The organism is Pedobacter sp. MC2016-14 (assembly GCF_020991475.1).
GTDB lineage: Bacteria > Bacteroidota > Bacteroidia > Sphingobacteriales > Sphingobacteriaceae > Pedobacter.
In genome coordinates, this window is record NZ_JAJMPA010000002.1 from 655,344 (window position 1) to 676,658 (window position 21,315).

At 40.3% G+C, this 21,315-nt stretch carries 20 protein-coding genes; 17 read left to right on the plus strand and 3 right to left on the minus strand.

Going from position 1 to position 21,315, the window contains the following annotated elements; all coding sequences use genetic code 11:
• Position 1 precedes the first annotated feature (1 nt).
• The 4 genes from LPB86_RS14915 to LPB86_RS14930 all read left to right on the plus strand — a co-directional run bounded on the left by LPB86_RS14915 (position 2) and on the right by LPB86_RS14930 (position 4,115).
• Positions 2 to 1,003, plus strand: a complete 1,002-nt coding sequence (locus LPB86_RS14915; RefSeq protein ID WP_230645327.1) for a 4-hydroxyproline epimerase — start codon at positions 2 to 4, stop codon at positions 1,001 to 1,003.
• A gap of 12 nt (positions 1,004 to 1,015) precedes the next feature.
• Entirely contained in the window at positions 1,016 to 2,260 is a 1,245-nt protein-coding gene (locus tag LPB86_RS14920; protein ID WP_230645328.1) for an FAD-binding oxidoreductase, read from the plus strand.
• Between the two features lie 101 nt (positions 2,261 to 2,361).
• Positions 2,362 to 3,261 (plus strand): AraC family transcriptional regulator, encoded by a 900-nt coding sequence (locus LPB86_RS14925; RefSeq protein WP_230645331.1) that lies wholly within the window; start codon positions 2,362 to 2,364, stop codon positions 3,259 to 3,261.
• A 101-nt stretch (positions 3,262 to 3,362) separates the two neighbouring features.
• Positions 3,363 to 4,115: a trypsin-like serine protease gene (locus tag LPB86_RS14930; RefSeq protein ID WP_230645333.1), complete on the plus strand. Its 753-nt coding sequence runs from the start codon at positions 3,363 to 3,365 to the stop codon at positions 4,113 to 4,115.
• Here the strand turns inward: LPB86_RS14930 and LPB86_RS14935 are convergent.
• Positions 4,110 to 6,359 (minus strand): response regulator, encoded by a 2,250-nt coding sequence (locus LPB86_RS14935; protein ID WP_230645336.1) that lies wholly within the window; start codon positions 6,357 to 6,359, stop codon positions 4,110 to 4,112. The genes LPB86_RS14930 and LPB86_RS14935 overlap by 6 nt on opposite strands.
• Complete coding sequence (locus LPB86_RS14940; protein ID WP_230645338.1) at positions 6,359 to 6,955, minus strand: thioredoxin fold domain-containing protein; 597 nt, start codon at positions 6,953 to 6,955, stop codon at positions 6,359 to 6,361. Before LPB86_RS14940 ends, LPB86_RS14935 begins: the two co-directional genes overlap by 1 nt.
• A gap of 238 nt (positions 6,956 to 7,193) precedes the next feature.
• Here LPB86_RS14940 and LPB86_RS14945 point away from each other — a divergent pair, with 238 nt between their 5' ends.
• From LPB86_RS14945 to LPB86_RS14985, 9 genes are all read left to right on the plus strand, one after another.
• Complete coding sequence (locus LPB86_RS14945) at positions 7,194 to 8,684, plus strand: PhoX family protein (protein ID WP_230645341.1); 1,491 nt, start codon at positions 7,194 to 7,196, stop codon at positions 8,682 to 8,684.
• A 75-nt stretch (positions 8,685 to 8,759) separates the two neighbouring features.
• Positions 8,760 to 10,535: a cytochrome-c peroxidase gene (locus tag LPB86_RS14950; protein ID WP_230645343.1), complete on the plus strand. Its 1,776-nt coding sequence runs from the start codon at positions 8,760 to 8,762 to the stop codon at positions 10,533 to 10,535.
• 71 nt (positions 10,536 to 10,606) lie between these two features.
• On the plus strand, positions 10,607 to 11,113 hold the full coding sequence (locus tag LPB86_RS14955) for a GbsR/MarR family transcriptional regulator (RefSeq protein ID WP_230645345.1): 507 nt from the start codon (positions 10,607 to 10,609) through the stop codon (positions 11,111 to 11,113).
• 55 nt (positions 11,114 to 11,168) lie between these two features.
• Positions 11,169 to 11,987, plus strand: a complete 819-nt coding sequence (locus tag LPB86_RS14960; protein WP_230645347.1) for a DUF393 domain-containing protein — start codon at positions 11,169 to 11,171, stop codon at positions 11,985 to 11,987.
• Position 11,988: 1 nt separating this feature from the next.
• Positions 11,989 to 12,915 (plus strand): TIGR01777 family oxidoreductase, encoded by a 927-nt coding sequence (locus tag LPB86_RS14965; RefSeq protein WP_230645349.1) that lies wholly within the window; start codon positions 11,989 to 11,991, stop codon positions 12,913 to 12,915.
• 9 nt (positions 12,916 to 12,924) lie between these two features.
• Positions 12,925 to 13,836 carry an SRPBCC family protein gene (locus LPB86_RS14970; protein ID WP_230645351.1) on the plus strand — a complete coding sequence of 304 codons (912 nt, stop codon included), beginning with the start codon at positions 12,925 to 12,927 and terminating at the stop codon, positions 13,834 to 13,836.
• A gap of 73 nt (positions 13,837 to 13,909) precedes the next feature.
• Positions 13,910 to 14,290, plus strand: a complete 381-nt coding sequence (locus LPB86_RS14975) for a luciferase family protein (protein WP_230645352.1) — start codon at positions 13,910 to 13,912, stop codon at positions 14,288 to 14,290.
• A 396-nt stretch (positions 14,291 to 14,686) separates the two neighbouring features.
• Complete coding sequence (locus LPB86_RS14980) at positions 14,687 to 15,325, plus strand: DUF6266 family protein (RefSeq protein ID WP_230645354.1); 639 nt, start codon at positions 14,687 to 14,689, stop codon at positions 15,323 to 15,325.
• 11 nt (positions 15,326 to 15,336) lie between these two features.
• A complete protein-coding gene (locus LPB86_RS14985) occupies positions 15,337 to 15,969 on the plus strand; it encodes a DUF6266 family protein (protein WP_230645357.1) in 633 nt (210 codons plus the stop codon).
• Here LPB86_RS14985 and LPB86_RS14990 read toward each other — a convergent pair.
• Positions 15,966 to 17,228: a glycosyltransferase family 4 protein gene (locus tag LPB86_RS14990; RefSeq protein WP_230645359.1), complete on the minus strand. Its 1,263-nt coding sequence runs from the start codon at positions 17,226 to 17,228 to the stop codon at positions 15,966 to 15,968. The genes LPB86_RS14985 and LPB86_RS14990 overlap by 4 nt on opposite strands.
• 57 nt (positions 17,229 to 17,285) lie before the next feature.
• Between LPB86_RS14990 and LPB86_RS14995 the strand changes: the two genes are divergently transcribed.
• The 4 genes from LPB86_RS14995 to kdpA all read left to right on the plus strand — a co-directional run bounded on the left by LPB86_RS14995 (position 17,286) and on the right by kdpA (position 21,285).
• Positions 17,286 to 17,867 (plus strand): tRNA-(ms[2]io[6]A)-hydroxylase, encoded by a 582-nt coding sequence (locus LPB86_RS14995; protein WP_230645361.1) that lies wholly within the window; start codon positions 17,286 to 17,288, stop codon positions 17,865 to 17,867.
• 12 nt (positions 17,868 to 17,879) lie between these two features.
• Positions 17,880 to 19,214, plus strand: coding sequence for a sigma-54 dependent transcriptional regulator (locus tag LPB86_RS15000; RefSeq protein WP_230645363.1), 1,335 nt, complete (start codon positions 17,880 to 17,882; stop codon positions 19,212 to 19,214).
• A gap of 265 nt (positions 19,215 to 19,479) precedes the next feature.
• Positions 19,480 to 19,557, plus strand: a complete 78-nt coding sequence (locus LPB86_RS20970) for a potassium-transporting ATPase subunit F (protein ID WP_370632835.1) — start codon at positions 19,480 to 19,482, stop codon at positions 19,555 to 19,557.
• 9 nt (positions 19,558 to 19,566) lie between these two features.
• Positions 19,567 to 21,285, plus strand: coding sequence for a potassium-transporting ATPase subunit KdpA (kdpA, locus tag LPB86_RS15005; RefSeq protein ID WP_230645364.1), 1,719 nt, complete (start codon positions 19,567 to 19,569; stop codon positions 21,283 to 21,285).
• Positions 21,286 to 21,315 lie beyond the last annotated feature (30 nt).

Consider the following 21,315-nt stretch of genomic DNA (forward strand, 5'->3'; position numbering starts at 1 on the left):
TATGGGGAATAAAACTTTTTTTTGTGTAGATGCACACACTTGCGGTAATCCCGTAAGGTTGGTTGCTGGTGGTGGTCCCGTATTAAAAGGGGCAAATATGAGCGAAAAGCGTCAGCATTTTCTAAAAGAGTACGATTGGATCCGTACCGCATTAATGTTTGAGCCAAGGGGCCACGACATGATGTCGGGTAGTATCCTTTATCCGCCTCATGATCCGGAGAATGATGTAGCTGTTTTATTTATAGAAACAAGTGGTTGCCTGCCTATGTGCGGACATGGCACTATTGGTACCATAACCATTGCCATAGAAGAGGGTTTAATCCAACCTAAAATCCCGGGGCGCCTTCGTATGGAAGCGCCAGCAGGGCTGGTACATATTGAGTATGTACAATCGGGGAATAAAGTTGATTCAGTAAAATTAACCAATGTAGCCTCTTACCTGGCTGCGCAGGACTTAACTGTTGAATGCCCTGATCTTGGTATGATCACTTTTGATGTGGCCTATGGGGGTAATTTTTATGCCATTGTTGATCCGCAGGAGCATTTTAGTGGCATTCAGGACTATACTGCTGGTCAATTGATTGCCTGGAGTCAGGTCATTAGAAAGCGAATTAACGAACAGTACACCTTTGTACATCCATTAGATGCCACCATCAATGGCTGTAGTCATATTTTGTGGGCTGGAGATACGCTGGATGCGGGATCAACTGCCAGAAATGCTGTGTTTTATGGCGATAAAGCGATTGACCGTTCGCCATGTGGTACAGGCACCTCGGCACGTATGGCCCAATGGCATGCTAAAGGTAAACTTAACAAGGGCGATCTCTTCATTCATGAGAGTTTTATAGGAAGTAAATTTACCGGAAAGGTTGAGGATGTGGTTAAAATGGATAAGTACGAGGCCATCATACCGAGTATTGAGGGCTGGGCCAAGGTTTACGGTTACAACACAATTAAGATAGATAATGATGACCCATACGCACATGGTTTTCAGGTCATCTAAATAATTAGCACAATGGCAGATATAATTATAATTGGAGGAGGGATAGTGGGGTTGAGTTCTGCCTATTACCTCAGTAAGCAAGGACATAAAATTACGGTGATAGACAAGGGTGATATCATTGATAATTGTTCTTTTGGAAACGCGGGCATGATTGTGCCAAGCCATTTTGTGCCTTTAGCTGCGCCAGGGATGATACAACAGGGCATCCGCTGGATGTTTGACAGTAAAAGTCCCTTTTATGTGAAGCCATCTTTGGGAGGAGGGCTTCCTTCCTGGGGACTTAAGTTTCTTAGGAACTCCACCAAAAAACATGTTGCGGAATCGGCTGTACCCTTAAGAGACCTTTCTTTACTCAGTAAAAAATTATTTGAAGACCTTTCCAAAGAGCCTGGCTTTGATTTTGAACTTACAGAAAATGGAATTCTTGCCTTTTATAAAACAGAAAAGGCGGCAGAGGAAGAAGCGCATCTGGCAAAAAGGGCTGTTGAACTCGGTTTGGATATGGCCGTTTTGAGTGCTGATGAATGCAAGGCTTTGCAGCCTAAGCTCAACCTAAGTGTATTGGGCGCTGTACATTACCGATGTGACGCGCATGTATATCCTGTAAAATTAATGCAGGCCCTGCTCAATTACCTGGAAAAAAATAATGTAGTTATTGCTCGCAACCATGAAGTAACCCGGATTGAAACCAGATCTAACAAAATTACTACTTTGTTTACAGGTGATGTGGAATGGAAAGCTGATGAATATATCCTTGCTGCTGGCTCATGGTCACCCGCAGTAGCCAAAATGCTCAATTTAAACTTATCTATTATGCCCGGAAAAGGCTATTCCTTCATGGAAGATGAGCCTGAGCAGCGCATGACTATTCCTGGTTTATTGTGCGAGGCAAGGGTTGCCATTACACCTATGAATGGCCAGATCCGCTACGGAGGAACGATGGAAATTGCGAAGATCAATAGTCAGGTAAATATGAACCGGGTTAAGGGTATTGTAGAGTCTGTACCCAACTATTTTCCGGACCTGAAACCAGCATTGCCAGAATTAAAAGATATCTGGTACGGATTCAGGCCCTCATCGCCAGATGGATTGCCCTATATAGGCAGGGACCATAAATTAACCAATTTTACTGTAGCTACGGGGCATGGGATGATGGGCTTGAGCTTAGGCCCTGCAACCGGACTTTTGGTGAGCCAGATACTAAATGGACAACAAACAGAGGTTGATATGCAGGCCTTTAGTCCTAACAGATCTTAAATTTGCAAATTGTAGCCATATTTTAACTTGTCTGTTGATTTTTCTTTGAATTTCTGTTAATATCCGTATATTCAAAATGTCAAACCAAACAAACTTAAATTATGAAAGTATTACCATTTACGCTGTTAGTGCCTGATGATAAAAGTGTCATATCCGAACAAGTAGAACTTCCTCATTTTTACCCTTATCTACACCGCCACGATGAATTTCAGATTACCTGGATACAGAAGGGAGAAGGGACATTAGTTGCCGGGAATAATATGCATTCCTTTCAATCTGGAGATATTTTTATGATTGGCGCCAACCTACCTCATTTATTTAAAAGTAACCCGGAATATTTTGAGGTTGATAGTGGTAAACAGATTAGTGCATGCTCTTTATATTTTAATCCGCTTGGAAAAATGGAGTCACTTTTTAATCTGCCTGAAACAAGAAACTACAAAACGTTCTTGCAGAACAATAAGCATGGCTTTAAAATACCTGCAGCGCATACGGCGCAAATTGCCGCAAAATTGCAGATGGTGCATCAATCTTCAGGTGCAGGTTTGTTGTTTAATTTTCTGGATTTGTTTGACAACTTTATAGCCATTGGAGATGCTGAGCCACTTTGCCCAGCTGTCTACTCTTCTGATATTTCGGAAAACGAAGGGATCAGGCTAAGCAATATTCTAAACTATATTATGCAGAATTACCATACGCCGATTACGTTGGAACACGTATCTGATGTTGCGTATATGACACCGCCAGCATTTTGCCGTTACTTTAAAAAACATACAGGACGTAAATTTATTTCTTTTCTAAACGAGGTTAGGATTAACGAAGCTTGTAAAAACCTAATTTCGGGTAGGAAAGCGGATTGTATTTCCGGAGTAGCTTATAATGCCGGTTTTAATAGTATCACCAATTTTAACAGGGTATTTAAGAGTGTTACCGGCATTTCGCCTAAAGATTACATCTTCAACTATAAAAAGGTAAATAATACCTATAATTTAAGTGCTTAGCCTGGATTTGACCAGTTCTTAAATGCTGAAAAAATATTTCACTAAATAGGCCAATCATTCTTGAATGGCCTATTTAATTTATCTAACCAAAATATAATCGTATGAACATTCAGTTTACAAAGGTCAATTTGATCCGTTTATGCCTGCTGTTGTCAATTTCAAGTTCAGCATGCAGCCAGGAGAAAGTATCAACCCAAACATTTCCCGCTATTGCACTCAGCAATAAAATTGATTTTGTTGACCCGAAATTTGATCAGCCAAGGTTTAGCTGTGGCTTTTTGCTGAAATACAAAGCAGATACTTTTGCCGTAACCGCTAAGCATCTGCTAAAACATGTTAAAAATGAGGAAATGAAAACACTCACATTTGCAAACAACATCAAAAACTGGAGTTTATTTCCTTTAGATCAAAAACAGGAGCTAGTAGTTACCGATAAATTGCTCAATGAAAATAAAGCCGCATTACTTGAAGATGCCTCAGTATACGACGAGGACTGGTTGCTGTTTTCTATAAAATCCAACAGCACACATGTTAAACCGCTATCAGCACGTACCACGCCGTTAATCCCTGGTGAAAAACTATTTGTACTGGGCTGGACCCGGAAAATGGAAACCGGAAGCCAACGTGTATATGAATTTGAATACTATAAAACGATAGGCAACCGGATTTTATTGAAGGATGTTGTAGTACCCGAAAAATTCGGCGGATTAAGCGGTGGGCCGGTAATAGATCAACAAGGATTGGTAGTAGGTTTGGTATCCGGAGCTACTACAGATCCAGATACCGATAAAAAATATTTTTCTCCCTGTTCGCTGGAGGGCTTAATAAAATTTATAGACGGAAATAGGTTATAGTGTTGGACTGCTTTGCGTTTTTTCGTTAAAGGTTTTAGAAAGCTGTTCAAGCAGTGAAGCAATATTTATCGGTTTAGATAAGTAATCGTCCATCCCTGCACTAAAACAGGCATTCTTATCTTCAGACATTACATTTGCCGTCATGGCCACAATTTTAGGCTGATGCCCTGCGAGTTTTCTAATGATCTGCGTGGCTTCCAATCCATCCATTTCTGGCATCAATACATCCATTAAGATCAAATCGTAGGTTTTTTGATCAAACTTTTCAACTGCTTCTAAACCATTGCCAGCTAAGTCTGGCTCATACCCTAATTTATTCAGGATCCTTGTCGCCAGCTTGATATTTACCGGATGATCCTCTACCAGCAGGATTTGCAATGGGTATTTAATTGCAAATTCTACATTAAGTATATTGGTGTTTCCCCCTTTGTCCTGGACATTCAGCATTTGCTGATGTAAGGTCTGATTAACGATTTTTCTAAGTTGCTTCGCCTTTGCAGGTTTATTGATTACGGCTGCAAAAAGATCAGTATTTCTATGTTTGCCCTCATCTCCAACAGAACTTAACAAGATAATAGGGACATCGGTGTTTTTTGCTCTAATGGCCCTTGCCAGTTCTATGCCATCCATTTCGGGCATTTGCATATCGGTAATGATCATATCTGGTTTTTCAGCATCAGCAAGTAGATTAAGTGCTTCTTTTGGATCACTGCAAACAATAGGATGGAGGCTCCACTGTTCCAGCTGCCCTTTAAGTATCCTTAAATTGGTATGGTTATCGTCTATGATCAGCACTTTTTTACCCGCATTTTGAACCGGATCAACTGTAAGATATTGTTCAGTATCCGATAAGCCAGCTACAGATCTGATGTTAAAAGCAAATACGGTTCCCTGGTTAACCTTGCTGTTTACTTTTATGGTGCCATCCATTAGCTTTACTAATTTCTCACTAATCACCAGGCCAAGCCCTGTTCCTCCATACTTGCGTGTGTTTGAAGAGTCAACCTGAGAAAATGGCTTAAATAGCTTATTCAGTTTTTCTTCTGGAATCCCGATCCCTGTATCACGGATTTCAAAAAGGATGTCTACCACGTCATCATAAGTGCCTAGATGTTTAACAGACAAATGTACCTCACCCTGGTTGGTAAATTTCATGGCGTTGCTAACCAGGTTGATCAAAATTTGACGTAAGCGAAAAGCATCTCCCACAAGTACTTCAGGCAAACGATGGTCAATTTCACATAGAAGATCTATGTTCTGAACAGTTGCACGCTTAGCAAAGAGATCAATTACATCTTCTACACATTTATGAAGATCAAAACTGGTTTCTTCCAGATCCAGGTTGCCCGATTCAATTTTAGAATAGTCAAGGATATCGTTGATAACGTTTAATAAAGCCTCGCCGCTGGTATTGATCACATTTACATAGTCTTTTTGTTCCTCGTCGAGACTGGTTTCCGTTAAAAGAGAGGTCATACCCAGTACACCGTTCATAGGCGTACGGATCTCATGACTCATAGTGGCCAGGAATACACTTTTGGCCTGTGCAGCTTTCTCAGCATCCAGACGTGCATTAACCGCTTCCTGATTAGATATTTTAAGCTCGTGGTTTAACTTTTCCAACAACTCCTGGTGTTCCTTTTTTTCCTGGATATAAGCCATCATAGAAAGTTGGGTACCATTGTATTTGTGAAAGTGGTGCCCCCATAAACCAGCGATAAAAAAAATAACCCCGGTTAATAGTATGTGGAAAACGATAGTCCTGGTTTCCAGGTAATCAAATGTGGTAAAATATACTTCACCATAACCAAGGCTCTGAAGGTAATTGAGCGACATGTGATGGACAATCACAAAAACCAGCATTGGAATTTGAAGCTTCCAGTTCTGGTAGGTAATCAGGATGGCACTACCAATATAAGCAAAGAAGTGCATTTCAAACATGCCATGCATCTGGTAAATAAACTGGGCCATAAAAATGCCCAGGCAAACACTCAGCACATATTGGTAAAGATTTGACTCTGGAAGTGCCCATTTAACAGAATAATAAGCAAGTAAGTTAAGTCCACCTACGCCTAAAGCAATTGTCCAGGTATCATAAAAACCTGCCAGCACAAGTCCTGTTATAAAGAAAGCGATAAGAAAATAGTTGATCAGCCGGTCTGAGCGTTCTTTTACATTTAAATGGTAGGCTTCAAGTGTTTCCGTGATGTGCGCTAGCGGAGCATCAGATGTATGTATTGACATTATTTTTCACAATTTGGTAATGTGCAACCATAAGCCTTAAGGGCATACTTGTCAAGGCCATCTAATTTTGTATGTTTCACAATCCCTTCAATAGCCATTTTTGCGTAATTGGTCTTCATATCTGTACAATAACGGCTTTTATTATAGTTTCCGCGGTAATAAAGTGTTTGGTCTTCTTTAATAAGTACAGCTTGCGGCGTAGAATACACACCACAGGTTGAAGCAAGCGTGCTGTCTGTGTAAACAGGTACTGTAATTCCAAATCGGCTTTGAATTTCAGCTTCTTTATAGCGCTTAGCAGACATCAATATTACCGCAAAATTCAACTGATCCTGATAGGTTTTTACTAAAGCTTTAAACTGATCGATATTAAAGCGGGAACAAGGACAATCAGGATTAAAAAAATGAAGGAATACTGGCTTATTGTTGTTTGGGCGAATCTGATCACTCAATGGTATTTTCTCTCCGGGATTAACAGTACGATAATTGGAAGGCACTGGGGTTGGTAGGCTGTATACAAATTGATTGTACCAAAAAAATGCACCGATAGCCACCATGAGGGTAGTAAGCCATGCTATAGTAAGCCATTTTTTCATTTATTTGGTAGGTTTGGTTGGTAATTTTTATAATCTGTTCATATACGTTTTTAATCATGTTTTAGATTTTAGCTGGACAAATTTTATAGGCAGTTCTTTTTTGCACTGGCTCGAACAGGTGACTATCTGATGTTTATTTGAGAATTATTCTAAATAATCTCTCTGTAGTTAACTTAACATTCCGTTAAATTTCCCGCAACCTGCCGTCACTAAGTTTGCATTATATATAAATCAAACTATGTCAAAAAAACTATTTAAAGCAAGAACGCTCACATTTGCTGTCGCTGCATTCGTTGCTTCAGCTATTGCCATCACCGCCTGTAAAAAGGACAGCAAGGATGAAGAAACAGAAACAGAGACTGCCATTGAACTCAAAGACTACTCTGTAAATCCTTCTCTGGTAAAGGCAATGACCGGTTTTGAAGGTCTGAAGATTACTACCCTGATCAGTAGTGATGATGTACTTCCTGAATCGCCAAACTTCGTTTTTGGTGCTCAGCCAGATGGTGCGGGAATCATCAAAAATCCGGCAGGCGAGGGTTTTATTATGATCAATAACCATGAAATTCTGCAATCTGTTTCCAGGGTGTATCTGGATAAAAACTTTAAGCCAGTAAAAGGTGAGTACATTGTAGACTCAGATGGAGGGATGACCCGTTTGTGCTCGGCAACCCTGGCTACTCCGGAAGAGCATGGCTTTGCAAAAGCAACCTTCCTTACAGCTGGAGAAAGTGGTGCGGAATCTATGATCCACTCCATTGACCCATTTGCTGCGGCAGACAAGAAAAATAATCAACGCACTTTATCTGCCTTAGGAAGATGGAGTGCAGAGAATGCAGTACCATTGCCAAAAGGTTCTTATCCAGGTAAAACTGTCATTTTAATTGGTGAGGATGAAACAGACGGTCAGCTTGCCATGTATGTTTCTAATGCACAGGGCGACTTGATAGGTGGCAAATTATATGCGATGAAACGTACCAACAATGACCCTGTAGAAACCAATATGAGCAAAGGCACATCTTACGATGTAGAATTTGTGGAGCTTACTGATCCTAAAACTTCTACAGGTGCGCAGTTACAACAGCAAACCATAGATAAAAAAGCATTGATGCTGGCACGTGTTGAAGATATCGATTACAGAAAAGGCAGCGCAGCCAATGGTCGTGAGGTTTATTTTACTGCAACTGGTGTAAGTCAGGCTGATAAAGTAACCCCGGTAAGCGGAAAAACGATGTGGGGAAGGGTTTATAAGCTGGTATTGGACGCAAATAATCCGCTGATAGGTAAATTGGAAGTGGCGGTAGACGGTCATGATAACCCAGGTAAAAGCATTGTAAATCCTGATAACCTATGCGTGACAGAAAACTATGTATATATCCAGGAAGACGGAGATTCATTTTATAGAGATAACGATCACGATGGTACCATCTGGCAGTTTGCTATGGCTGCAAAAACGTTAAAACCTATGTTGCAAATGAACCACCGCAGAAGCGATGCTACTTTCAATTCTAAATACAATTCTGTAAATAGTCAGCTTACCAGTAGCTGGGAGTACGGTGCGATGTACGACATTTCTTCAATGACGGGTATTCCGGATAGCTTTATAGTTAATTTGCATCCACATACCTGGCAGGATGCCAAATACAGAAATGCCGATGGTGGAACCACTCGCCTAACAAACAACAGCGAAGGCGGGCAAGTTGTAATTGTTCGCGGTATAGCAAGATAATAACCTTTTCTTTTAAAATTATCCCTCCAGATGCAGGTTATGCACTGGGGGGATTTTTCGTTAACACAGCCGAACATGATCAGAATTAAAAAACTTGCTATTTTTTCTACACTTATTGCACTCGTAACATTACCTTCTATTTTTTGCGTGCATAAAGAAGAAGTGCCTGTATTGCAGGTTAAGGGTGTTTTTGAATCAGAATTAACCATTCTTCAAAATATAGTAGATCAGGAGCTTTTTCCTGCCGTTAAAAAAAGTGACGAAATTAACATCAAAAAAAGTTTTCTTAAAGCAAGGAACCAGTACAAAAGGATTGAATATTACTTTGAATATTTCTTCCCTACAACAGCTGTTCTGGTAAATGGCGCAGCCATTGATGAAATAGAACTTGGAGAAAATTTGATTAAGCAACCTTCCGGGTTTCAGGTAATGGAAGAACTTGTGTACGATACACCCGATAAAGAAAATAGGGAAAACTTATTAAATGAAGTGCAGAAGATGCAATTGAACCTCAAACGTACAGCCCGGTACAATGCGCAGTATCAGCTTACAGATGCGCAGTTGTTTGATGCCGTACGACTGGAAATATTTCGCATCACGAGCCTGGGGATTACCGGATTTGACACACCTGCATCATTGCAGGGCTTGCCAGAAACTATTTCTGCTCTGGAAGGTATTAAAAGTGTGTTGTTGAATTATAAAGGACATGAACAGGCAGATCAAATATTGGAGGCCGCCCTTAGCTATATCAAAAATAATCCTGATTTTAACACTTTTAACAGGTTAGACTTTACAACCAAATACCTGCAACCAATTAATCAAAACATAGCCCAGCTGCGTAAAATAAACCATATTGAAGCAGTTGCAGGCGGTTCTGCCATGTCAGATACTGCGACAACACTATTTGAAAAAAATGCGTTAAACATCAACAAGTTTGTAGGCAATTACACGGAGTACTTAAACAATGAAAAAGCTGCATTAGGTAAATTGCTTTTCAATAGTACCATTTTATCAAATGGAGGAAACAAAAGCTGTGCAAGCTGCCACCATGAAAGTGCTGCGTTTACGGATGGATTGGCAATTGCCAAGGGGGCAAGTAGAAACACACCAACTTTAATTTATGCCGGTTATCAGCGGGCATTCTTTTATGACCTTAAAGCAGGCACACTTGAAGATCAGGCATTAGATGTTGTGCACAATAAACAAGAAATGGATGGCTCTCTAAAAGAGGCATCTGTTAGGATAAATAAAAACAAAGCGCTAAGGGCAGAATTTGCTAAGGTATTTGGCGATAAAAATACCTCGGCAAACCCATGGAATATACAACATGTGTTGGCAAGCTATATCCGATCATTAGCACCATTTTCTTCGAGGTTAGACAAATATATGCAGGGAGATGAACGGCAGCTCAACGCAGAAGAAAAAGCCGGTTATAACTTATTTATGGGAAAGGCAAAATGTGGCAGCTGTCATTTTGCACCGCTTTTTAATGGAACACCATCACCTTTATTTAACAAAAGCGAAGCCGAGGTATTGGGCTTACCAGCTAAAGCCGATACAGCAAAGGCCAAATTAGATGAAGATCCCGGCCGGTTCACTTTAAACCCTTACCCTCAATATCAACATGCATTTAAGACTACAACATTACGCAATGTTTCAAGGACTGCTCCATATATGCACAATGGCGCTTACCAAACATTAGAACAGGTTTTGGATTTTTACAATAGAGGTGGGGGAGCCGGAATTGGCATCAATTTGGAAAACCAGACGCTAGCCCCTGAGCCACTGAATTTGGATAAAAAAGAAATTAAATCCATTGTTGCTTTTTTAAAGACATTGGACGACCAGTAAACTCATTAGATATATAACTTATTAAACTTTCAGTTATTTTTGAAAGTTTAATAAGTTTAGTATATTTGTGCATGGAATTAGCAGAAGGAAAACAGAAATTCATAGAGGCCTGGGGTAAACTAGGCTCTGAATGGGGAATTAACCGCACCATGGCACAAGTTCATGCTTTGCTGCTGATTTCGCCTGAAGCACTGACTACAGAAGAGATCATGGAAACGCTTAATATTTCAAGAGGCAACGCCAACATGACTTTAAGAGATTTGATTGGTTGGGGTTTAATTGAAAAACAGCACAAAGCAGGGGAGCGCAAGGAATATTTTTTTGCAGATAAAGATACCTGGAACATTGCAAGGCAAGTGGCTAAAGAACGCAGAAAACGTGAGCTTGATCCGGTATTGAAAATTTTAGCAGAGCTGAGTCAGTTGGAAGGTGATAAAAAAGATCCGCAGTTTGCGACATTCAATAAATCTATCAATGATATTAATAAGTTAGCGAAAAATGTAGACAAGACTTTAGATACCATGCTTAAAGCTGAAGAAAGCTGGTTTTGGAGTTCAATTTTTAAAATCTTCAAGTAAGATTTTTTTTATCAGTGTAAGTTTCAAAAATTACTGAAAGTTTAATATTTAATGTATGAAAACGCTAAAGAACCACCTGATCCTTTTCGATGCAGAATGTCCGATGTGTAAAATGTATACCCAAAGTTTTGTGAGTTTGGGGATTTTAGAGAAAAACGGTAGGACTGCTTACCAGGAACTTCCACAAGAGGCTTGTCCGATGTTAGACAGGCAACGTGCTGTCAACGAAATTGCAATCGTAAACCAGGAAACAGGAGAAGTAACCTTCGGAATTGAGAGTCTGTTTAAAATTTTCTCTGTCGCTATTCCCCTTCTAAAACCACTTTTTAATTTTAGTCCTTTCGTTTGGCTCATGAGCAAAGTTTACGCTTTTGTTTCCTACAACAGAAGGGTAATAGTACCACCAAGTGCAGAAGAAGGCGGGCTGCAGCCAACCTTTCGTTTAAGGTACCGCATTGCCTATTTGATCTTTACCTGGGGCATTACTGCTTATATACTATCTGCATATGCTAATACCATGAACGGTCTTCTTCCGGAAGCTCCGTTTTATCGGGAATATTTAATCTGTGGTGGCCAAATTTTGTTCCAGGGAATGGTTGTCAGTTTTGTAAGTCGGCAGAAGCGCTGGGAGTATCTAGGCAACATGATGACCATATCTTTTGCTGGGGCATTATTGCTTTTACCCGGGCTTTTGCTTTCTAAATTATTTGATATGAATGCAATATGTTACGCAGCTTGGTTTATGTTTGTTGCCGGGCTGATGTTTCTGGAACATATTCGCAGAACTAGGCTGCTTAGTTTAGGCTGGACGCTAACCATCAGTTGGTTTACGTACCGTTTACTCGTTTTATCATTTATCCTTTTAAACCAATAACATGAAACACCGTAAAATTGTACTCGCCGGAGGTAACGGATACCTTGGTGGAGTTTTGGCAGAATATTACAGGCCTTTAGCAGAGGAGGTTGTTATTTTAAGCCGAAAACCAGCGCCACAAACAGGAAACATTAAAACAGTAGTTTGGGATGCACTTCATGAAGGTGAATGGGTTGACAGCTTGACTGGTGCAGATTTGCTCATCAATTTATGTGGCAAAAATGTTAATTGCCGATACACCGAAAAAAACAGAGCAGAAATTATCAGATCCAGAGTGCTGCCTACAGAATTACTAGGTAAGGCAATCGAGAAAATGTCGCAACCTCCGGCACTCTGGATCAATATTACCTCTGCAACAGTTTATCGCCATGCTGAAGACCATCCTCAGGATGAAGAAACTGGAGAAATAGGACATGGTTTTTCTATTGAAGTGTGCCGAAGATGGGAGGAATCTTTTTTTAATACGAATACCCCACTAACCAGAAAGGTAGCACTAAGGATGGGCATTGTATTGGGGAGGGCTGATGGTGCTTTTCCACGCTTGTTTAATTTGGTTAAATGTGGTTTAGGTGGAAAACAGGGTGATGGGCAGCAATATATGTCATGGATCCATGAACAGGATGCAGCAAAATGTACAGATTGGGTTTTGCAAAACAAAGCGCTGGATGGAGTCATCAATTGCACAGCACCAGCGCCACTAAAGAATGTAGATTTCATGGCTCAAATTAGGAAAGCCTGGGGGGTGCCTTTTGGCTTGCCTGCCCCAACCTGGTTGCTAAGCATCGGCGTGCTACTCATCGGTACAGAGTTGGAACTTATTCTAAAAAGTCGCTGGGTTTTACCAAAACGACTGCTAGACAGCGGCTATGTCTTCGTTTTTCCGAAAGCTGAGCATGCCATTAAGGACATTATTAGCATAAGAATTTAATAAAGTAATATGAAAAAAATTTTTAATTCTCGTTTGTTGCAGGGCTTTACTGCCGCCAATTTATTAGCCTTAGCTATAATTGGCCTTAGCAAATATTATATTGTAGAAGGCGACGGCACGCTTGTATTTTCAGAATTTGTTATTCTTCCTATGATCATGGGAATGATCTCCGCCTGGTTTTGGAGAGATCTTGGACTAAGTACAAAATCTATTGTAGGAAATTCAGTAGTGAACGGGCTCATTGCAATTCTGCTTAGTTTCATTTTTTTAAAAGAAGGTGTAATTTGCCTGATTATCGTCTCACCACTTATTTTTGCCTTTGTAGTTACCGGTGCTTTTATAGGACGAAAGCTATTCATGAGGAATAACCAGACCTTAAATGTCAGTATTTTTGCTGTGTTACTAGTTGTATTTGTGGTAGATTCCAGGTCTGAGCACTACTACCAGAACCTTGTGGCGGATGAAATCATTATCAATGCTTCTCCATCTGAAGTTTGGAACCATGTAGTGGCTTTTGAGAAAATTAAGCAAGAAAACAAATACTGGCTATTTCAAATCGGAATGCCAAGCCCTATGCAGACCACCGTGGAGGGAAATTATAAAGGAGCGGGACGTAAATGCATTTTTAATAATGGGTATGTGTTCGATGAAAAAATTGTAACATATGAACCAGCTAAAGACCTTACTTTTGATATAGTAGGACAACCACGTGACCCAGAAATTATGGGACACATTGATATTCTTAGAGGGCAATTTTTACTGAAAGATAATGGAAATGGAACTACCACTTTGACTGGCAATAGTTGGTATAGGCTGTATGTATTCCCTACATGGTATTACGATATATGGGCTAAAAGTATTACACGGAATGTACATTTGAGGGTAATGGACCACATCAAAGAATTGAGTGAAAAAAACTAGTTTATTTTCATTTATAGTAAAGTACTTTGGTTGTTTAAAGGAGATACCTTTACTTCCTCACATATTTGAAAGCATGTTGATCTTATGGTCTTTTATTGCTAAGCCCCAATTGCTGGATTGGCTGGATGAGCTGGAAACTGAAGTGCTTTCATGGCAAGATACCAGCCTTGAGAGACATAAATATGGCGGTTTGCAGTTTAACTGTGGACAGCAAGAACTTGGGCATATTCACGGTAATGGCTTATTGGATATTTTATTTAGTCTCAAGATCAAACAGCTCCTGATGAAGGAAGGAAAAATAGAAGACCATCATAGATTTTCGTCTTCCGGCTGGATCAGCTTTCATCTTCGAAATTATGAGGACGCAGTTTATGCAAAAGAACTCATGGCCCTGGCCTATAGGAAATGTAAGGAAATTAGGCAGCATGATGATGGAAACAGGAAGTTAAGTTGAAGCAAACTTGAAGGAAACTTGAAGGTAGGGTCGAAGTTAGGGCGTGTTTTTGCCGCTTTTCTGTCGGTGTTTGTTCGATTATAAGCGAAGCAACTCCGCTGAGACTTCGAGCAGAGAACGCTGCAGCCTTCCGATTTCCTTTGACTTTCCTTTGCGTTTTCTTTGGCTTATTATCATGAGGATATGCTCAGCATAAGTTTATTGGGTGTTGTTTTATGCTGTTTTGCTAAATTTTTTCAGGTTTTTTTTAAGTTTTTTATATATTCTTGCACCTTTTAGGGTATTCTTGCGCCGTAAGACGCTGCTGTTTAGTTTTTTTGTTTTTTAATTGATTATTTTCGTTTCAGGTTCTATTGCATGGTGCATGTGGGAGGAAAAAACTTAAAAACAATAAATATGGCAATTTTAGAAAACGGAATTCTTGGAAATTACAAAGGGAAGCTTGGTAGTACAGTAGGCAGAGTTGTAAATGGACGCAACGTGTTAACTGGTCTTCATGACGCATCCATTAAACCCTTAACTATCGAACAACTGGGCCAGCAGTGTAAAATGGGCCTGGTCAGTTCTTTTTTGAACCAGGGTAGTAACCTGATTAAGCGGGGTTTTAAACCTAAAAAGAAGATACACACGCCTATGAACATGGCGGTACAGTATAATCTTAAACATGCAATTACTGGTAATGCACCGGATTTAGGACTTGTATATCCTAATATCGTGTGGAGCATCGGGGATTTGAAAAATCCATTTCAGTTTAATGTTATAGCATTGCCAGAGGGAGTCTTGAAATTTAGCTGGACACATAGTCAACCCATTTCTGAGTATGCCCAGGCTAGCGATCAATTGATGGTGTTTGTATACAATGCCACAAAAGAACGCTTTACCATTGTTGAAAATGCTACTGAACGTGCAAGTATGGAGTTTGTATTGACTTTACCAGCAGATCTTGCAGGAAATGAATTACATGTTTATAGCTTTTTTACTGGTTATAAAGGCAGGAGCAGCAATAGTATCTATTCACAAATTAAATTATATTAAAAAATACAATTATGGCACGTTTAAAAAATGGAATTTTAGGACATATTACTGGTAGAGTTGGAGACATGATTTACTACATACTAAATGGAAAACTGGTTGCACGTGGGGTCTCAAAAACATCTACTGTACCACCGTCAGAACTACAACTCGCATCGAGAGCTAGATTTGCAATTGCAAACAGCTTTACTAAATCTGTTAAGGATTTTGTAAAAGTCAGCTTTGGAGAAGCTAAAGGGCCTGGACAAAACGCTTATAGTAAGGCTATATCCACCGTGTTATTGAATGCACTAAGTGGAGCGTATCCAGAGTACACTCTTGATTACTCAAAAGTCATCTTAAGCCTTGGTAGTTTGCAGCCGGCCCGGGAGCCATCAGCTGAACTGCAAAATGGAGAAGTTGTATTTACCTGGTTAAGTAATAACAAATGGCCAGTTGCAGCAGACCGGGTAATGATGATAGCCTACTGCGAAGAATTGGAGGAAATAGCTTATAGTGTAGGAGGACAAAAACGAATTGTTGGACGCGACGTGCTTAATATTCCGCAGGAATGGAGCGGTCAAAGGGTTCATCTTTACATTTCTTTTTGTTCAGAAGATCAGAAAAAAATGGCTAACAGTGAATATCTTGGGAACTTAATAATTTAATGAATTCCTGACTTACTTTTTTCCTCAATCCACAGGGACATATATTTATTACTATTTGCAGTATGGTGCTGCAAAACCTGGCCAATAAAATTATGTTGCCTGTGGGTTTTGATATTTGCGGCTAAAGATTCGGTTTTTTCTATAAAGTCAGCTACAAATAAGGCCTTATGGTAACGCTGGTTGATGATCTGAACGCCATTTTGTTGTGCTAGGCTCCACATTTGCTCATCTTCATAAAGCAGTGCTGCCTTGTTCACAAAGAGGTCTGGATCGTCAATGATGGCACCATTCCAGTCTAATTCCCCTTGCATTGCTTCGGCACCAAGAGCGGTCGTTACCGAGGGTGTACCAACTTGCATGGCATCAATAAGTTTACCCTTAAGCCCGGCCCCAAATTGGATTGGAGCCAGTAAAACACGATGAGATGAAATAGCTTCCCTGGCGTTTGCCGCCCGGCCATGGACAATAAAACGCTCATTTACATTGTGCATTTGCATCACCTTTTGAGGGGCATAGGCACCATAAATATGCAAATTTACTTTAGGCAGGAATTTTCTTAATAGCGGCCAGATCTTTGTCTTTAGCACCTGTAAGGTATGCCAGTTGGGTTCGTGTAGGTAGTTGCCGATAAAAACAAAACCTTCCCGTTCTTCAAAGCTTTTCCAGTTTTCTGTTTCCTCAATGCTCAGCGCCTCTTCTAAAAAAGGGAGGTAATAAAGTAAAGATGGATCTATGCGGAATTGTTGTTGCAAGATGTCCATTTCAGACTGGGAAATGATGAGCGATAAATCACAGCGTAATATGGAAGCAATTTCACGCTTGGCCATGTCTGTAAATAAATTCAGTTCAGGCTGCGTAGCTTCTGAAGATGGGTTTTGTATTTTGACGGCTTGTTGTCTGGCATTGCGCAGACAATGCAAATCTTCAGTATCCAAAATTGTGCAGGCGTCAGGACATTCCTGGCGTAGCCGCCATCCAAATTGCTCTTCCATTACAAAACGGTCAAACAGCACCAAAGCCGGGTTTATTTCTTTTGCAAAAACATTGAAACTCCCGTCATTTAGCAGGATGTCACGTTCTGTTACTCCAAGAGTTGTTAGGGGATAACTAAATTCGCTTTTCGAAGCCGCAGAAGCAAAAGTAACCTCATAACCTGCGGATAGAAATACCTCAATCAATTGAACTATCCTGCTACCCGCTGCGGAAGAACTTGGCTCTGGCCAAACCAGCCCAATAACCAGTAAACGCTTGTTGTCCATCTCTGCTTAAATTTAGGCAAAATTAGCTATTTTTGCGGGTAAGAATAGAATTACCTCATGCTTGGATTAAAACTGTTAACGGACCCGCGCTGGGCAAATATTGCGGAATCAAATTTAGAAGAGATTTTAACCGATCATGCCTGGTGTGAGCAGAAAGCGGCAACAAATGCCATAACGCTGATTACCAATAATTCTGAGCATATGGATTTGGTTGAAGAACTAACCGCCATTGCAATAGAGGAAATGCAGCACTTTCAAATGGTGGTGGATATTATTAAACAGCGTGGTTATACTTTGGGCCGCGAGCGGAAGGATGATTATGTAGGCCGTTTGGTAAAATTTAACCGTAAGGATGGCAGTAGAAATTCTGCTTTTATTGACCGCTTGTTGTTTGCCGCTATGATTGAAGCACGGAGCTGCGAGCGATTTAGGGTACTCTCTCAGAACATCAAGGATCCTGAACTGGCAAAATTCTACCATGACCTGATGGTTTCCGAAGCAGGTCATTATACCACTTTTCTAAATTTTGCCCGTAAGTATACCATAGATATTGATGTGGATAAGCGCTGGAAGGAATGGCTGGATTTTGAAGGCGAATTGATTCAAAGCTTTGGTACCAGGGAAGCCATTCACGGATAATTTATAAAACCGATGAAACAAACAGCAGTTCTGATTATAGACGATGAAAAAAAGATTGGTAGTCTCCTGGCAAGGATCATAGAACTGGAAGGATTTAAGGTTTTTCTGGCGGTTACAGGTAAAGAAGGCTTAAAGGTTCTGGCTAACCAGGAAATTGGCGTTGTAATTAGTGATGTAAAGCTTCCCGATTTTAATGGCGTAGAGCTGGTTAAAGAAATAAAGAACATAAAATCTTACGTTGAAGTTATCAATTTAACCGCATTTGGTACCATAGCCGATGGCGTAATGGCCATGAAAAACGGTGCTTTTGATTACATTACCAAAGGTGATGACAATGATAAGATTATACCGCTGTTGTACAAGGCAATGGATAAAGCCATGCTTCAGCTAAAAGTATATGAACTGGAAAGTAAGATTCAGCGTCAATATAATTTTGATTCTATACTCGGACATTCCAGATCTATTAAAGAGGCAGTATCATTGGCTCAGAAAGTTGCATCTTCTGATACTACAGTATTGATTCTGGGCGAAACCGGTACGGGAAAAGAGGTGTTTGCCCAGGCTATCCATTTTGAAAGCCCCAGGAAGTTAAAGCCCTTTGTGGCGCTTAATTGTAGTGGATTTAGTCCTGAACTGCTGGAATCTGAACTTTTTGGCTATAAAGCAGGTGCCTTTACAGGTGCTGTGAAAGATAAAAAGGGTTTGTTGGAAGAGGCAAATTCTGGTACGCTGTTTCTGGACGAAATAGGAGAGATGAACTTAGACCTGCAGGCAAAATTGCTGAGGGTATTGGAAAACCAGTCTTTTATCAAGGTAGGTGATACCCTGACCAGTAAAGTGAATGTGAGGATTATAGCTGCCACTAACAGGAACCTGAAGGAGGAAGCCGATACGGGTAAATTTCGCCTTGATCTATATTACCGCTTATCGGTATTTACCATTCCTCTTCCTGCTTTGCGGGAACGTAAGAGTGACATTGAGTTGTTGGCAAAGCATTATCTGAAACTTTTTGCTAAAAAAGTAAACAAGCCGGAGCTGAAGCTCACGGATAAACTGCTGGAGGTGCTAACTTCCTATAGTTGGAAGGGGAACATCAGGGAATTGAAGAATGTCATTGAGCGGTTAGTGATTCTTGCTGATGGAGAAGTGTTGGATGATGCTTACTTACCTGCTGAATTTTACACATCTGGTACAGAAATAAGTTCACTGGATATGGCTGATGTAGAAAAAAAGCACATTCAAAAAGTGCTTGTTCATGCCCGGGGCAATAAAACGGAAACAGCAAGACTTTTAGGCATAGGCCTGACCACTTTATATAGAAAGATGGAAGAATATAAAATCGGTTAGATGAAGACTGCTCTTCCATTATGATAAAAACCCTTCCAAAATGGAAGGGTTTTTTTATGCCTGTTATTTTATAAAACGAGTAGTTTGTTTGCATGTGTTTGTTTATTAAGGTGTTGTGTGTTTTTTCTTTTTAATGGTATAGGTATTGGCATAAGGGGAGAAAACAAATCCAATTATGATGATACTCATTTTATTTTTCGCCCTGCTGATCCTCTGCAGGGTAGTTTACAAATCCATCGACTGGTTCGAAAAAATCTAACACATTATGATCGCATTATTCTTAATCGCAATCGCCGTTTTCATCTATATGACCTACGTGCTGATTAAACCTGAAAAATTTTAATTAAACACCATGAACACTGAATTATTTGGAATTATAGCCACCTACTTGCTCACCTTGGTGATCGCTATTCCACTGGGTAAATACCTGGCTAAGGTATTTGCTGGAGAAAAGGTCTGGACTGACTTTTTAAAACCTTTAGAAAGGGGAATTTATAAGCTTTCCGGAATCAATCCGAAAGAAGAAATGAACTGGAAGCAACACATGAAAGCCTTATTAACCATCAACCTGGTTTGGTTAGTTTATGGCTTCTTTATGCTCATGTATCAGGACAAATTGCCTTTAAACCCGGATGGAAATCCGGGAATGAGCCCGGATCTTTCTTTTAACACCATCATTAGTTTTGTGGTAAACTGTGATTTACAGCATTACTCTGGAGAAAGTGGGGTAACCTACCTTACCCAGCATCTGGTGATGATGTTCCTGATGTTTGTCAGTTGCGCAACAGGTATTGCATCTGCTGTTGTGTTTTTTAAAGCATTCAGGGACAAAACAACCGAAAAATTAGGCAACTTCTGGGACTTTTTTGTAAAATCGATTACCAGATTGCTCTTGCCTTTATCTTTCATAGTGGCGATCATTCTTGCCTTTAATGGAACACCGACTAGTTATGATGCCAAGGATCAATTTATATCTCTTCAAGGCGATACGGTAAATGTTTCGAGAGGGCCTGCGGCTGGTATGATTGCCATTAAACATTTGGGAACCAATGGTGGCGGCTGGTTTGGTGCGAACTCAGCGCATCCATTGGAAAACCCGAATTATATCACCAATACAGTTGAGCTTGTTGCTCAGGTCATCATCCCGATTGCCATGGTAATTGCATTTGGAATATTTATCAGAAGAAGGAAACTAGCCTGGATAATTTTTGGGGTAATGACCATAGGAATGTTCTTGTTGCTCATTCCAACGGTAAGCTCGGAACTGGGGGGAAATCCTGCACTGGCTAAAATGGGAATATCACAAGCTACAGGTGCTATGGAAGGTAAAGAGGTTCGTTTTGGCCCAGCTATATCCGGTTATTGGAGTACGGTAACTACAATTATATCTACAGGATCTGTAAACAGTATGCACGATTCTACCATGCCATTGACTGGCGCCTGGCAATTGCTCGGTATGATGGTCAATTCCTTTTATGGTGGCTGCGGTGTAGGTTTGCTGAACTACTTTATCTATTTGATTATTGCCGTATTTATCTCAGGATTGATGGTGGGAAGAACACCGGAGTTTCTTGGCCATAAGGTAGAAGCCAGGGAAGTTAAAATTGCCGCTTTGATTACGCTGCTTAGTCCTTTTTTGATCCTGGCAGGAACAGCCATTGCGAGTTATATTTTTAATACACACGGAGAAGCCGACTGGGCAGTACAACCAAAAAATTGGCTCAATAATCCTGGCTTCCACGGCTTTTCAGAAATGCTGTATGAGGTGACTTCATCAAACGCAAATAATGGCTCTGGCTTTGAAGGCCTGGGTGACAATAACATCCTTTGGAATGTGCTTACGGGTTTTGTATTGTTACTGGGACGTTTTCTTCCAATTATTGGCCCGGTAGCCATTGCTGGTTTGCTTGGTGCTAAAAAATATATTCCTGAATCTGCAGGTACACTGAAAACAGATACGCTGACTTTCGGTCTGATGACCTTTGCTGTCATCATCGTACTAAATGCACTTTCTTATTTCCCTGCTTTGGCTTTAGGTCCATTGGCAGAATACTTTACGATGCTAAAATAGATTACAGAATGAAACCTGCGATAGCAAGCT

Bases quoted from the DNA above. Each gene is read 5' to 3' on its own strand.
- LPB86_RS14915 (WP_230645327.1), top strand. From the start codon at position 2: ATGGGGAATAAAACTTTTTTTTGTGTAGATGCACACACTTGCGGTAAT.
- LPB86_RS14920 (WP_230645328.1), top strand. From the start codon at position 1,016: ATGGCAGATATAATTATAATTGGAGGAGGGATAGTGGGGTTGAGTTCT.
- LPB86_RS14925 (WP_230645331.1), top strand. From the start codon at position 2,362: ATGAAAGTATTACCATTTACGCTGTTAGTGCCTGATGATAAAAGTGTC.
- LPB86_RS14930 (WP_230645333.1), top strand. From the start codon at position 3,363: ATGAACATTCAGTTTACAAAGGTCAATTTGATCCGTTTATGCCTGCTG.
- LPB86_RS14935 (WP_230645336.1), bottom strand. From the start codon at position 6,359: ATGTCAATACATACATCTGATGCTCCGCTAGCGCACATCACGGAAACA.
- LPB86_RS14940 (WP_230645338.1), bottom strand. From the start codon at position 6,955: ATGAAAAAATGGCTTACTATAGCATGGCTTACTACCCTCATGGTGGCT.
- LPB86_RS14945 (WP_230645341.1), top strand. From the start codon at position 7,194: ATGTCAAAAAAACTATTTAAAGCAAGAACGCTCACATTTGCTGTCGCT.
- LPB86_RS14950 (WP_230645343.1), top strand. From the start codon at position 8,760: ATGATCAGAATTAAAAAACTTGCTATTTTTTCTACACTTATTGCACTC.
- LPB86_RS14955 (WP_230645345.1), top strand. From the start codon at position 10,607: ATGGAATTAGCAGAAGGAAAACAGAAATTCATAGAGGCCTGGGGTAAA.
- LPB86_RS14960 (WP_230645347.1), top strand. From the start codon at position 11,169: ATGAAAACGCTAAAGAACCACCTGATCCTTTTCGATGCAGAATGTCCG.
- LPB86_RS14965 (WP_230645349.1), top strand. From the start codon at position 11,989: ATGAAACACCGTAAAATTGTACTCGCCGGAGGTAACGGATACCTTGGT.
- LPB86_RS14970 (WP_230645351.1), top strand. From the start codon at position 12,925: ATGAAAAAAATTTTTAATTCTCGTTTGTTGCAGGGCTTTACTGCCGCC.
- LPB86_RS14975 (WP_230645352.1), top strand. From the start codon at position 13,910: ATGTTGATCTTATGGTCTTTTATTGCTAAGCCCCAATTGCTGGATTGG.
- LPB86_RS14980 (WP_230645354.1), top strand. From the start codon at position 14,687: ATGGCAATTTTAGAAAACGGAATTCTTGGAAATTACAAAGGGAAGCTT.
- LPB86_RS14985 (WP_230645357.1), top strand. From the start codon at position 15,337: ATGGCACGTTTAAAAAATGGAATTTTAGGACATATTACTGGTAGAGTT.
- LPB86_RS14990 (WP_230645359.1), bottom strand. From the start codon at position 17,228: ATGGACAACAAGCGTTTACTGGTTATTGGGCTGGTTTGGCCAGAGCCA.
- LPB86_RS14995 (WP_230645361.1), top strand. From the start codon at position 17,286: ATGCTTGGATTAAAACTGTTAACGGACCCGCGCTGGGCAAATATTGCG.
- LPB86_RS15000 (WP_230645363.1), top strand. From the start codon at position 17,880: ATGAAACAAACAGCAGTTCTGATTATAGACGATGAAAAAAAGATTGGT.
- LPB86_RS20970 (WP_370632835.1), top strand. From the start codon at position 19,480: ATGATCGCATTATTCTTAATCGCAATCGCCGTTTTCATCTATATGACC.
- kdpA (WP_230645364.1), top strand. From the start codon at position 19,567: ATGAACACTGAATTATTTGGAATTATAGCCACCTACTTGCTCACCTTG.